Origin of the sequence: Arthrobacter sp. 8AJ, from assembly GCF_902506025.1 — a bacterium.
Classification (GTDB): Bacteria; Actinomycetota; Actinomycetes; order Actinomycetales; family Micrococcaceae; genus Arthrobacter.
In genome coordinates this window covers 2,344,533-2,357,898 of record NZ_LR733289.1, presented here as the reverse complement: position 1 = coordinate 2,357,898, position 13,366 = coordinate 2,344,533, and the positions used below count along the sequence as shown (strand labels likewise).

Here is a 13,366-nt window from a genome sequence, read left to right as displayed (position 1 = left end):
AATGCAGCCGCTCCTTCAGGCAACCGCCCTGGCACCCACGTTGGTGTCCGCCAGCATCCCCAGCCCGGACTGGTCCGGCTTCGACATCCCCCTCCCGTGGGGCAGCCTGCGGATCCACGCCTACGCGCTGTGCATCCTGGCTGGCATCGTCGTAGGCCTGTGGCTGACGTCCGTCCGCTGGGCCAAGCGTGGTGCCCCTGAAGGCAGCGTCTGGGACATCGTCATCTGGGCCATCCCCTTTGGCATCATCGGCGGCCGGCTTTACCACGTGGTCTCATCCCCGGACGCCTACTTCGGCCCCGGCTTCGACGGCACCGGAGACCTCTCCCTGATCCCGCAGATCCAGCGGGGTGGCCTGGGAATCTGGGGCGCCGTCGTGCTCGGTGCGGTGGGTGCCTGGATCGGGTGCCGCCGCAGCGGCGTCAAGCTGAGCGCCTTCGTCGATGCCGCAGCGCCGGGACTGCTCCTGGCACAGGCCATTGGCCGGTGGGGCAACTACTTCAACCAGGAACTATTCGGCGGCCCCACCACCCTGCCGTGGGGCCTGCAGATTGACGCGAACAACCCCAACTTTCCGGCCGGCATGCCCGCCGACACCCTCTTCCACCCCACGTTCCTTTACGAGTCGCTGTGGAACCTGGCCGGCGTCCTGATACTGCTGGCCCTGGACCGGCGCTTCACCTTCCGCCGGAGCAGGCTCTTCTGGCTGTACGCCATGTACTACACGCTGGGCCGCGTCTGGATTGAAGCGATGCGCATCGACGATGCCGAACAGATCAGCATCCTTGGCATCACCACCAGGCTCAACGTCTGGACCAGCATCTTTGTGTTCCTGGCAGCCCTAACCGCCTTCATTCTGCTGGGCCTCAAGGGCCGGCCGGATCCTGACACCGTGTACCTTGCGGGCCGCGAACCGGACAAGGCCGTGACAACGGGACCACATGCCGGGACAGTCACAGAGGTCCGTGATCCGGACAATGTTGTCTCAGATAGTGATTCGCGTGGTAATCTCCCTGATAACCACAGCGGTTCCAGGCATGCTTCCGACCCCACGGAAGAAGCCGAGGCGGCACCGGCCGGCCGAAAGCCCGGAGCGGATGCGACGGCTGCCGGACACTCCGGCAGCACAGCCACGGAACCCGCACCGGAGGCCGGCACCGGCAAGTAGGGCGCCGGCCAGGCAGGGCAGTAGAGCCACCGCTCGAAGAGCCCGAAACCACAACGTCGTGGCATGGGGCACCGTCCGTACAGCGTGAAGCTGCTGTCCGGTGTTGCCCCGGGCAGGGGCCTGCGTAACCGTTAGTTCAGCAGGCTGCGCTGACCTACAATTTCCAGTAATCAACACTTTGTTGTGCCCTTGCAACGGCGCCGACGAGTGGGGCCAACGGTGTCCCTTCCATACGCACGATCAGGAGGAAGGACGTCTCCCATGACCCAAACTCTTAACACTCCCAGCTGGTCCGAACCGGATCAGCCCGGGGCTGCACTGTCGCCGTTCAAGCGCTTCGCCGCCATGCCGGAGGCCGCCGGGCTGTACAACCCGGAACAGGAAAAGGACGCGTGCGGCCTCGCCATCATCGCCACCCTTCGCGGCGAACCCGGGTACGACATCGTCGATGCCGCCCTCACCGCGCTGCGCAACCTTGAGCACCGCGGTGCCGTGGGCGCCGACGAGGGAACCGGCGACGGCGCGGGCCTGCTCATGCAGATCCCCGACGAGTTCTTCCGGGCCGTCACCGAATTCGAGCTGCCGGCCCCAGGCCAGTACGTTGCCGGCACCGCGTTCCTTCCTGCCGAGCAGCGGGAGGCCGACGCCGCCAAGGCAGGCATCGAGGGACTGGCCGCCGACGAGGGCCTGAAGGTCCTCGGCTGGCGCGAAGTGCCGGTAGTCGCCGACCTCGTGGGCGCCATGGCCCGTGCCTGCATGCCTTACTTCTCCCAGCCGTTCCTGGCATCCGCCACCGGTGAGGAACTGGACCGCAACGAACTGGACTCCCGCGCCTGGCGCATCCGCAAGCGCGCCCAGAACAAGTTCGGCGTGTACTTCCCGTCGCTGTCCTCGCGCACCATCGTCTACAAGGGCATGCTCACCACCGCCCAGCTGGAGCCGTTCTACCCGGACCTGTCGGACAAGCGCTTCAAGACCAAGCTCGCGATCGTCCACTCACGCTTCTCCACCAACACCTTCCCGTCCTGGCCGCTCGCGCAGCCGTTCCGGACCATCGCCCACAACGGTGAAATCAACACCGTCAAGGGCAACCGGAACTGGATGCGCGCCCGGCAGTCCCAGCTTGCCAACCCGCTGCTGGGTGACTCGCCGGAAGAGCTGTACCCCATCTGCACCCCCGGCGCCTCCGACTCCGCCTCCTTTGACGAGGTAGCGGAACTGCTGTGGCTGTCCGGCCGCCCCATCACGCACTCGATCATGATGATGATCCCTGAGGCCTGGGAAAACCACGCCACCATGGATCCGGCCCGCCGCGCCTTCTACGAGTACCACTCGCTGCTGATGGAACCCTGGGACGGCCCCGCCGCTGTTTCCTTCACCGACGGCAACCTGGTGGGCGCCACCCTGGACCGCAACGGACTGCGTCCCGGCCGCTTCTGGATCACTGAGGACGGTCTGATCGTCTTCGCCTCCGAGGTGGGCGTGATCGACGTCGAACCCTCCAAGGTGGTCAAGAAGGGCCGTGTGTCCCCGGGCAAGATGTTCCTGGTGGACACCGAGGCCGGCCGCATCATCGACGACGAAGAAGTCAAGGCCGAAGTGGCCGCGGCCAACCCGTGGGCCGAGTGGGTCAAAGACAACCTGATCGACCTCAACGACCTGCCCGAGCGCGAACACGTGGTGCACACCGCCGCTTCCGTCAACATCCGCCAGCGCACCTTCGGCTACACCACCGAGGAACTGAAGATCCTGCTGGGCCCCATGGCCCGCACCGGCGCCGAGCCCCTGGGCGCCATGGGTTCCGATACCCCGGTGGCCGTGCTGTCCAAGCGCCCCCGCCTGCTCTTCGACTACTTCGTGCAGTCCTTCGCGCAGGTCACCAACCCGCCGCTGGATGCCATCCGTGAAGAACTGGTCACGTCGCTGACCTGCGCCATCGGACCCAACGGCAACCTCCTGGACACCAAGCAGGTCCGCCAGCCGCAGGTCCAGCTGCCCTTCCCGGTGATCAACAACGACCAGCTCGCCAAGATCGCCAACATCGAGGACGCCGACGGCAACCGCGTGGCCATGAAGGTCCGCGGCCTGTACCGCCCCGAAGGCGGCGAGAATGCGCTCCGCGCCCGGCTCACCGAAATCTGCGAGCAGGTCTCCGGTGCGATCAACCGCGGTGTCCAGTACATCGTGCTGTCCGACCGTGACTCCAACGCCCAGTGGGCGCCCATCCCGTCGCTGCTGCTGGTCAGCGCCGTGCACCACCACCTGCTGCGCAGCGCCAACCGCACCAAGACCGCCCTGGTGGTCGAGGCCGGCGACGTCCGCGAGACGCACCACGTGGCCGTCCTGATCGGCTACGGCGCCTCCGCCGTCAACCCGTACCTGGCCATGGAATCCGTGGAGCAGCTCATCGCGGCCGGCGACGTCACCGGGGTGACCCCGCAGGACGGCGTCTACAACCTCATCAAGGGCCTGGGCAAAGGCGTCCTGAAGATCATGTCCAAGATGGGCATCTCCACGGTGGCCTCCTACACCGGCGCCCAGACCTTCGAGGCCCTGGGCCTGGGCCAGGAACTGGTGGACGAATTCTTCGCCGGCACGCACTCCCAGCTGGGCGGCGTGGGCCTGGACGTCATCGCTGCCGAGGTCTCCGCTCGCCACCAGATGGCCTACCCGGAGGGCGGCATCGAACAGCCGCACCGTCCGCTCCTGGGCGGCGGCGAGTACCAGTGGCGCCGCGACGGCGAGCCGCACCTGTTCAACCCGGAGACCGTCTTCCGGTTGCAGCACGCCACGCGTGAGCGCCGCTACGACATCTTCAAGGCGTACACCAGGGGAGTGGACGACCAGTCCACCAACCTCATGACCCTCCGAGGCCTGCTCAAGTTCAAGAATGAGCGCCCGTCCGTTCCCCTTGAGGAAGTGGAGCCCGTCTCCAGCATCGTCAAGCGGTTCTCCACCGGTGCGATGAGCTACGGCTCCATCTCCCAGGAGGCCCACGAGACGCTGGCCATCGCCATGAACCAGCTGGGCGGCAAGTCCAACACCGGTGAGGGCGGCGAGGACGTGGACCGCCTGCTCGACCCGAAGCGGCGCTCTGCCGTCAAGCAGATCGCGTCCGGCCGTTTCGGCGTGACCAGCCTCTACCTGACCAACGCCGACGACATCCAGATCAAGATGGCGCAGGGTGCCAAGCCCGGCGAAGGCGGCCAGCTGATGGCGCAGAAGGTCTACCCGTGGGTTGCCCGCACGCGGCACTCAACCCCCGGCGTCGGGCTGATCTCCCCGCCCCCGCACCACGACATCTACTCGATCGAGGACCTGGCGCAGCTCATCTACGATGCCAAGCGTGCCAACCCCTCGGCCCGTGTCCACGTAAAGCTCGTCTCCGAAGTGGGGATCGGCACCGTGGCGTCCGGCGTGACCAAGGCGAAGGCCGACGTCGTCCTTGTCTCCGGACATGACGGCGGCACCGGCGCCTCGCCGCTGAACTCGCTCAAGCACGCCGGTGTTCCCTGGGAACTTGGCCTGGCCGAGACCCAGCAGACGCTCATGCTCAACGGCCTGCGCGACCGCGTGGTGGTGCAGGTGGACGGCCAGCTCAAGACCGGCCGCGACGTTGTCATCGCTGCCCTGCTGGGCGGCGAGGAGTTCGGTTTCGCCACCGCCCCGCTCGTGGTGGAAGGATGCATCATGATGCGCGTCTGCCACCTGGACACCTGCCCCGTGGGCGTCGCCACGCAGAACCCCGAGCTGCGGGCCCGCTTCAGCGGCAAGCCGGAATTCGTGGTCAACTTCTTCGAGTTCCTCGCCGAGGAAGTCCGCGAAATCCTCGCCGAGCTTGGATTCCGGAGCCTCGAGGAGGCCATCGGCCACGCCGAGGTCCTGGACACCCGCGACGCGGTGGACCACTGGAAGGCCGACGGCCTGGACCTGGACCCGATCCTGCACGGCCTGGAGTTCGACGACGACGCGCCGCTGCGGAACATGACCGGCCAGAACCACGAGCTGGACAAGCACTTCGACCAGCGCCTGATCACCATGGCCACCGAGGCCCTGACCGACCGCAGCCCGGTGAAGATCACCGTGGACGTCATCAACACCGACCGTTCGGTGGGCACCATGCTGGGCCACGTCGTCACCAAGACCTTCGGTACCGATGTCCTGGCCACGGACACCATCGACGTCACGCTGAACGGCACCGCGGGCCAGTCCCTGGGCGCCTTCCTGCCCGCGGGCATCACGCTGCGGCTGTACGGCGACTCGAACGACTACGTGGGCAAGGGCCTGTCCGGCGGCCGGATCATCGTCCGTCCGGACCGTACCAACGTGTTCAAGGCGGAGACCAACGTCATTGCCGGCAACGTGATCGGCTACGGCGCCACCAGCGGTGAGATGTTCCTGCGCGGCCAGGTGGGCGAACGCTTCCTGGTGCGCAACTCCGGTGCCACCGCCGTCGTCGAAGGCATTGGCGACCATGGCTGCGAGTACATGACCGGCGGCCAGACGCTGATCATCGGGCGCACCGGCCGCAACTTCGGCGCGGGCATGTCCGGCGGTACCGCCTACGTCCTGGACCTGCGGACCACCCGCGTCAACAAGCAGGCGCTGGAGTCCGGCGAACTGCAGCTGCGCGAGCTGGACTCCGAGGACCGCGACATCGTCCACGGCCTGCTGGTCAAGCACGTGGAAGAAACTGACTCCCAGCTGGCGGCACGCCTCCTCGAGAACTTCGATGACACCGCCGCCCGCATCACCAAGGTGCTGCCGCGCGACTACGCGGCCGTGCTGCAAACCCGTCTCGACGCCATCGAAGAGGGCCTTGACCCCGACGGCGAAGAAGTATGGTCTCGAATCCTGGAGGTTACCGGTGGCTGATCCACGCGGATTTCTGAAAGTACGCCAGCGTGAAACCCAGCCACGCCGCCCCGTTCCTGTCCGCATCATGGACTGGAAAGAGGTCTACGAGGCGCAGGAAAAGGGCACGCTGAAAGCCCAGGCCGGACGCTGCATGGACTGTGGTGTTCCCTTCTGCCACCAGGGCTGCCCGCTGGGCAACCTCATCCCCGAGTGGAACGACCTCATGTGGCGGGACAAGGGCGATGAGGCAATCGAGCGCCTGCACGCCACGAACAACTTCCCCGAGTTCACCGGCCGGCTCTGCCCGGCGCCCTGCGAGGCGTCCTGCGTGCTGGGGATCAACCAGCCCGCCGTGACCATCAAGCAGGTGGAAGTTTCGATCATCGACGAGGCCTGGGACAACGGGTGGGTCAACCCGCTGCCGCCGGCCCGCCTCACCGGCAAGACTGTTGCGGTGGTCGGCTCCGGCCCCGCCGGCCTGGCCGTCGCCCAGCAGCTCACCCGGGTGGGCCACACCGTTGCCGTCTACGAGCGGGACGACAAGATCGGCGGCCTCCTGCGGTACGGCATCCCCGACTTCAAGATGGAAAAAGAGCAGGTGGACCGCCGCGTCGAGCAGATGAAGGCGGAAGGCACCCGGTTCCGGACCGGCGTGTCCGTGGGCACCGACGTCACCTGGGAGCAGCTGCGCAGGCGCTACGACGCCGTCGTGGTGTGCACGGGTGCCACCGTTCCGCGTGACCTGCCCATCCCGGGCCGCGACCTGGACGGCGTCCACTTCGCCATGGACTACCTGGTGCCCGCCAACCGCGCGGTGGCCGGGGAAACCATCGAGAACCAGATCAACGCCCACGGCAAGCACGTGGTGATCCTGGGCGGCGGCGATACCGGTGCCGACTGCCTGGGCACCGCCCATCGCCACGGCGCCGCCTCCGTCACCACCCTGGCCATCGGCAAGCAGCCGCCGGCCGAGCGGGCCAGCCACCAGCCGTGGCCGACGTTCCCCACCCTCTTCGAGATGGCCAGCGCACACGAGGAAGGCGGCGAACGCACCTACCTCGCCTCCACCGTCGAGTTCGTGGGCGAAAACGGCAAGCTCACCGGGGTCAAGGTGGCCGAGACCGAGTTCGTGGACGGCAAGCGGCTCCCCAAGGCCGGCACCGAGCGGATCATCCCCGCCGACCTGGTGTTCCTGTCCCTGGGCTTCACCGGCGCCGAACCTGCCGGCATCACCGAACAGGTGCACGCTGAATTCGACGGCCGCGGCAACGTGGCACGCGACGGCTACTACATGACCAACACCGAGGGTGTGTTCGTTGCCGGTGACGCCGGCCGCGGGCAGTCCCTGATCGTGTGGGCCATCGCCGAAGGCCGCGCCGCCGCCGCCGCGGTGGACAAGTACCTGATGGGAAGCACCATCCTTCCTGCACCCGTCGCGCCAACGGACCGCGCCATCGCTGTCCTCTGACCGCTGTCCCGGGGGATGCATCGAGGGTTCACCTCGCAGACAACTTAACCAATGCAAGAGACCAATAGGGTAGGTATATGAGACGCGCAAAAATTGTGGCTACGTTCGGCCCGGCAATTGCCAGCTACGAAAACACCCTCGCGGTGCTGGAGGCCGGCGTTGACGTCGCCCGCATGAACATGAGCCACGGTGACTACACCGTGCATGACAACACCTACGAGAACGTCCGCAAGGCCGCGTCCGACCTGAGCAAGGCAGTGGCCATCATGGCCGACCTGCAGGGTCCCAAGATCCGCCTGGGCCGCTTCGTTGACGGCCCGCACGCCCTCGCTGTTGGCGACATCTTCACCATCACCACTGAGGATGTTCCCGGCACCAAGGACATTTGCTCCACCACGCTGAAGAGCCTCACCGAGGACGTCAACGTGGGCGACGCCCTGCTGATCGACGACGGCAAGGTGGCGCTGCGCGCCATCGAGGTCGACGACGTCAAGGTGGTCGCCGAGGTGACCGTCGGCGGCATGGTGTCCAACAACAAGGGCATCAACCTCCCCGGCGTGGCAGTCAACGTCCCCGCACTGAGCGAAAAAGACGAGGAAGACCTCCGCTGGGCCATCCGCCGCGGGGTTGACCTGGTGGCGCTCTCGTTCGTCCGGGATGCCTCGGACATCACCCGCGTGCACGAGATCATGGACGAGGAAGGCCGCCGCGTGCCGGTCATCGCCAAGATCGAAAAGCCGCAGGCCGTGGAGCAGCTGCCCGAGATCATCGACGCGTTCGACGCCATCATGGTGGCTCGTGGCGACCTTGGCGTGGAACTGCCGCTGGAGGAAGTGCCGATCGTCCAGAAGCGCGCCGTTGAGCTGGCACGCCGCTGGGCCAAGCCGGTCATCGTGGCCACCCAGGTCCTGGAATCCATGATCGACAACCCGCGCCCCACCCGTGCAGAGGCGTCCGACTGCGCCAACGCCGTGCTGGACGGTGCTGACGCCGTCATGCTGTCCGGTGAGACCAGCGTGGGCAAGTACCCGATCGAGACGGTCAAGACCATGGCCCGGATCATCGAGTCCACCGAAGTGCATGGCCTGGAGCGCGTTCCCCCGCTGGGGACCAAGCCCAAGACCCGTGGTGGCGCCATCACGCGTGCCGCCGTCGAAATCGCCGACCAGCTGGATGCGAAGTACATCTGTACCTTCACCCAGTCCGGCGACTCCGCCCGGCGCCTCTCCCGCCTGCGGCCCATCAAGGCCGTGTTCGCCTTCACCCCGGTGGAGCACGTGTGGAACCAGCTCGCACTGACCTGGGGCATCCAGCCGGTGCTGGTCCCCATGGTGGGGCACACCGATGAGATGACGTCCCAGGTTGACCGCAGCCTGCTGGAAATGGACCTGGTGGACGACGGCGACCTGGTGGTCATTGCCGCCGGTTCACCTCCCGGAAAAGCCGGCTCCACGAACATGCTGAAGGTCCACAAGGTGGGCGACCTCGCCGATGCCGGCAGCCAGGGCGGCGAGCCCGGCAGCAACCGTGAAAAGCTCGGCCCCTGGCCGGAAAAGAAGAAGAAGAACCAGGCCGCCCAGGCCTAGGCTTCACCGAAAAGGACCCCTGCCGGTTGGCAGGGGTCCTTTTTCGTTGTGGTGGTTGGCTGGTTCGGTGACCTGCCTGTGCGAGGCTGGCCCGCCGTCGTGCGTTTCCGCGGGCCAGCCGAAGCGCTAGTTGACCTGGTTGATGATGGTTTCGGCGACCTCGCGCATGCTGAGGCGGCGGTCCATGGAGGTCTTCTGGATCCAGCGGAAGGCTTCCGGTTCCGTCAGGCCCATCTTGGTGGTCAGCAGGCTCTTGGCGCGCTCGACGAGCTTGCGGGTGGCGAACTGCTCCTGGAGGTCCGACACTTCACTTTCGAGGGCCTTGATTTCCTCGTGGCGGGAGAGTGCAATCTCCAGGGCCGGGATGAGGTCAGCAGGCGTGAACGGCTTGACCACATAGGCCATGGCGCCGGCGTCGCGGGCACGCTCCACCAGTTCCTTCTGGCTGAAGGCGGTCAGCAGCACCACGGGGGCGATGCGGGCCTTGACGATTTTCTCGGCCGCGGAGATGCCGTCCATGACGGGCATCTTCACGTCCATGAGGACCAGGTCAGGCTTCAGTTCCTCGGCGAGCTGGACGGCCTTCTCGCCGTTGTCCGCCTCACCCACAACGTCGTAGCCTTCACCGCGCAGGATCTCGATGATGTCGAGGCGGATGAGGGTTTCATCCTCTGCCACAATGACGCGGCGCGCCGGCTGGGACGTGGGCTTGGACTCCGTCTGTTCAGTCACGGGATCTCCTTGAAAAGGTACGGCGGGACATCACTATCTTAGGTGCCACCGCGGCTGTACTTGGCTTGCAGGGGTTCGTTTGCGGCGACGGCGGCGCGATTCTGGAATTCAGCCTATCTGCATGTAGAGTAATTCCGCGTACGTGAAGCGATCGCGTTGCTCACAGTCAGCTGTGGGCGTACTTCGGCTCCACGTAATCCGCGCCCGAGTGGCGGAATTGGCAGACGCGCCGCACTCAAAATGCGGTATCGAAAGGTGTGTGGGTTCGAGTCCCACCTCGGGCACGACAGATCGCCTCGTCAGGGGCGATTTTGCTTTGGCGTGTGTACAAAGCTTGCGGTCGCGTCGCCTGACGGGTTGGGTCGCGGGCTGTAGCCTGGCCGCCGCGGGCGGTATGCAGGTGTGTGGGTGGCGGGTCCAGGACCCTGGCTGGTGGGCCCTCCGCGTGCTGTTTGATGGGGTCGTACGGTTCCTCGCTTCCGGTCTTGTCGGGTGGGCCCCGGGGTGGCTTACACCTATTCATGGGCCGGGGGAGAGACGACGACATGACCGCAGCGCGTTTGATTCGCGGCCTCCGATGCGAGGTTTCGACGACCCAAAAAGCACCTTGCGTTCATCGCTTTGTCCAGCCAAAGTAAGTGTGGACACTGTCCACACTAACGTCTGATTTGATGCTCTGCCCGGCGCCGGCCGGGAGTTCGAGTTCTCGCATTCCCGCTTGCCGTGACTTAGCACAGGGCCGTCAGATGAAAGACTGTTGGACTCGGCGGTGTGCCGCTCTTCCCCGAGGCAGGTGGGAGGGTCAGCTTGAGATATATCGCTGCTGGGAGTCGGTGTCCAAGGGGCCGTAATCCGACTCTAACCTGACGCCGTCGGACGGTCAGACTGATGTCCGATTAGGGTGTAGTGCCCTCGGATTCGCGCCCTTATCGGATTTGCTTCTGGTTGAGCCAAGGTTGGCCTCCCGGAGGCTTGTCGGCTGCGCAGGCACAGCCGATGGAATGTACCGCATCAATGCCAGCGTCTCCCCAGGACCGTCACAGCGGCGGTGATGGCGATGCCGAGGCCGATCGGGACGCTGAGATGGATCTGGAGCAGGAGTACTCCGATGGCGGCCCCGGCGAACATAGCGAGGACAGCGCCCAGCCGTCGGTTGAGTAACCGGGGCCGTTGCTTGCCCACAAGTGACTCTCCGGCGAGGGAGGTCATGGTGGACGTAATGACCACTGTGGTCATGTCTCGTACGCCCAAATGCCGCGCAATCAGGGCCTGGGAGCCCATGTGCATGGCGATAAGGGCGGCAACAATGACACGACTGGACTGGTGGCCGACGTCTTCCACGATGAGAGAGATGGCAGCGGTTCCCGTCAACGCGATACAACCCGCTGTGAGAAGGAGCGTTACCCTGCGGTTCCAGCCTTTCGGGCTTGACTGGAGCGTAAATCCGGCGACCGCAGCGCCGAGGAGAAAGGCGCCAAGTGCTACCAGTGGGCCCAAAGTTGGCAGGTTCGCGGCCCCGGCCAACGCCATCGCAAGAATTACCACGTTGCCGGTCATGTTTCCGGTGAAGACGCGATCAAGTCCAAGGTAGCCGACGGCGTCGACCACACCTGTAACGAGCGTGAGGGCCATCATGAGCATCAGTCGGAACTTTTCCGGAGACGCATTTTCTTGCCGAGTAGAGGTGGTTTTAGTACCTGAGCTGGCTATGGCTGATGTCATGGTTTATGGAATCCTTCATCGTGAGGGGTGGTCTCTATGACCACCCCTCGGACATGCTTATTGGTCATCGTCAATCAGGCCCTCGTCAAGGACGTGGTCGTTGGCCGTCTGTGCGTCCATGCCGCCAACCACGAAGCGCGAATGGCGGCAGTTATACTTCCGCCGTCGTGAGCCGTTCTGCTTCCTGCCTCGCATTGTTGGCGCGGCGCTCAGCCTTCAAGCTTGGAATGCTCGCCCAGGCGGTGCCATGAACGGTTGTGGTAAACCAGAGCGTCGCCGGGTTCGCCCGCTTGGACGTCACGCATCACACGGGACTCCAGGGCGTGAACGGCGATGATGGTGGAAGTCCCCACCTCCATGCGATCGATGACGGCGCAGCGCACCCAAGCGCGGACATCGTCATACACCGCTTCGCCGGTTGCAAGGGCCGACCAGCGGTGCGTCTGGTCAAAACGGTCGGCACCGGGGGTCGCTCCCAACTTGGCCAGGTCGACGTCGTGCGCGTCCAGCAGGTGCACGACGACGGTCTCGGCGCGCGACAGCACCTCGGACGAAGAAGACAGTGCCGAGACCGAGAAGATCAGCAACGGAGGGTCCGCACTCACCGACACGACCGAGGACACCGTCAGCGCCACAGGCCCTTCGCCGGCATCGGCCGTGACGACGGCGACACCTCCCGGGTGCCCACGGAACAGTGCTTTGAACTCATCGGCCGAGAGGGAAGACGGGAAGCTTTGCTGCGGAGCCTCGAGCCAAGTGTCTGCGGGGTAGGCGTGAAACACCGTTATGACACCTTGGGGGTGGAGCGGGCCAGTTCTTCGCGAACGATGGTCGTCCCTGCGCTGAGAGCACTCAGCTTGGCCAGTGCGACATCCCGGGGGAACGGTGCCATGCCGCAGTTCGAGCTGGGCAGGAGCTTGTCCGCATCAACGAACTGCAGGGCCTTGCAGAGGGTGTCTGCGACCTCCTCCGGGGTCTCGATGGTCTCGCTTGCGACGTCGATTGCCCCGAGCATGACTTTCTTGCCGCGGAGGAGCTCGATGAGGTCCATGGGCACGTGGGAGTTCTGCGATTCCAGCGAGATGATGTCGATGCTGGAGCTCTGGAGCAGCGGGAACGTTTCCTCGTACTGCCGCCACTGTGAGCCGAGCGTCGCCTTCCAATCATTATTCGCCTTGATCCCGTAGCCGTAGCAGATGTGCACGGCGGTCTCCGCACGCAGTCCTTCTGCCGCTCTCTCAAGCGCAGCCACGCCCCAGTCCTTGACCTCATCGAGGAAGACATTGAACGCGGGCTCGTCGAACTGGATGATGTCCACGCCGGCCGCCTCGAGTTCTTTCGCTTCCTGGTTAAGGATCGCGGCGAACTCCCAGGCCAGCTTCTCGCGGCTCTTGTAGTGGTCATCGTAAAGCGTATCCACCATCGTCATCGGACCGGGAAGAGTCCATTTGATCGGCTTGTCGGTAGTTGAGCGGAGGAATTTTGCGTCTTCGACGAATACCGGCCGTTCGCGGCGCACCGGCCCGACGACGGTTGGCACGCTCGCGTCGTAACGGTCACGGATGCGCACGGTCTTGCGCTGTTCAAAGTCCACCCCGACGAGATGCTCGATGAACGTCGTGACGAAGTGCTGGCGGGTTTGCTCGCCGTCGCTGACGATGTCAATGCCGCGCCGGGTCTGCTCGTGGATGGCGATGCGCAGCGCGTCCTGCTTGCCCTCGAGCAGCGCATCCCCCTCCAGCTTCCACGGGGACCAAAGAGTCTCCGGCTGTGCGAGCCACGATGGTTTCGGCAGGCTTCCGACAAGGGTGGTGGGCAAAAGTGTGTTCATGA

8 protein-coding genes and 1 tRNA gene are annotated in these 13,366 nt (G+C 65.3%); 5 read left to right on the top strand and 4 right to left on the bottom strand.

Going from position 1 to position 13,366, the window contains the following annotated elements; translation table 11 throughout:
* Position 1 precedes the first annotated feature (1 nt).
* The 4 genes from lgt (at position 2) to pyk (ending at position 9,079) form a co-directional block, all read left to right on the top strand.
* Complete coding sequence (gene lgt, locus BACI349Y_RS10975) at positions 2-1,168, top strand: prolipoprotein diacylglyceryl transferase (protein WP_159632130.1); 1,167 nt, start codon at positions 2-4, stop codon at positions 1,166-1,168.
* A gap of 261 nt (positions 1,169-1,429) precedes the next feature.
* Positions 1,430-6,043, top strand: a complete 4,614-nt coding sequence (gene gltB / locus BACI349Y_RS10970) for a glutamate synthase large subunit (RefSeq protein ID WP_159632129.1) — start codon at positions 1,430-1,432, stop codon at positions 6,041-6,043.
* Entirely contained in the window at positions 6,036-7,493 is a 1,458-nt protein-coding gene (locus BACI349Y_RS10965; protein WP_159632128.1) for a glutamate synthase subunit beta, read from the top strand. Before gltB ends, BACI349Y_RS10965 begins: the two co-directional genes overlap by 8 nt.
* A 77-nt stretch (positions 7,494-7,570) precedes the next feature.
* On the top strand, positions 7,571-9,079 hold the full coding sequence (pyk, locus tag BACI349Y_RS10960; protein WP_159632127.1) for a pyruvate kinase: 1,509 nt from the start codon (positions 7,571-7,573) through the stop codon (positions 9,077-9,079).
* Positions 9,080-9,205: 126 nt separating this feature from the next.
* Here the strand turns inward: pyk and BACI349Y_RS10955 are convergent, their stop codons facing one another.
* Positions 9,206-9,811, bottom strand: a complete 606-nt coding sequence (locus tag BACI349Y_RS10955; protein ID WP_009358190.1) for an ANTAR domain-containing response regulator — start codon at positions 9,809-9,811, stop codon at positions 9,206-9,208.
* A gap of 202 nt (positions 9,812-10,013) precedes the next feature.
* Between BACI349Y_RS10955 and BACI349Y_RS10950 the strand changes: the two genes are divergently transcribed.
* A tRNA-Leu gene (locus BACI349Y_RS10950) sits at positions 10,014-10,095 on the top strand.
* A 727-nt stretch (positions 10,096-10,822) separates the two neighbouring features.
* Here BACI349Y_RS10950 and BACI349Y_RS10945 read toward each other — a convergent pair.
* The 3 genes from BACI349Y_RS10945 to BACI349Y_RS10935 all read right to left on the bottom strand — a co-directional run bounded on the left by BACI349Y_RS10945 (position 10,823) and on the right by BACI349Y_RS10935 (position 13,364).
* Positions 10,823-11,533 carry a YoaK family protein gene (locus BACI349Y_RS10945; protein WP_236560796.1) on the bottom strand — a complete coding sequence of 237 codons (711 nt, stop codon included), beginning with the start codon at positions 11,531-11,533 and terminating at the stop codon, positions 10,823-10,825.
* Between the two features lie 209 nt (positions 11,534-11,742).
* A complete protein-coding gene (locus BACI349Y_RS10940) occupies positions 11,743-12,315 on the bottom strand; it encodes a flavin reductase family protein (protein ID WP_159632126.1) in 573 nt (190 codons plus the stop codon).
* 2 nt (positions 12,316-12,317) lie between these two features.
* Positions 12,318-13,364, bottom strand: a complete 1,047-nt coding sequence (locus BACI349Y_RS10935) for a methionine synthase (protein WP_159632125.1) — start codon at positions 13,362-13,364, stop codon at positions 12,318-12,320.
* Between the last annotated feature and the right edge of the window lie 2 nt (positions 13,365-13,366).

Excerpts from the sequence above, each read along its gene's own strand:
- lgt (WP_159632130.1), top strand. The coding sequence starts at position 2 with ATGCAGCCGCTCCTTCAGGCAACCGCCCTGGCACCCACGTTGGTGTCC.
- gltB (WP_159632129.1), top strand. The coding sequence starts at position 1,430 with ATGACCCAAACTCTTAACACTCCCAGCTGGTCCGAACCGGATCAGCCC.
- pyk (WP_159632127.1), top strand. The coding sequence starts at position 7,571 with ATGAGACGCGCAAAAATTGTGGCTACGTTCGGCCCGGCAATTGCCAGC.
- BACI349Y_RS10945 (WP_236560796.1), bottom strand. The coding sequence starts at position 11,533 with ATGACATCAGCCATAGCCAGCTCAGGTACTAAAACCACCTCTACTCGG.
- BACI349Y_RS10935 (WP_159632125.1), bottom strand. The coding sequence starts at position 13,364 with ATGAACACACTTTTGCCCACCACCCTTGTCGGAAGCCTGCCGAAACCA.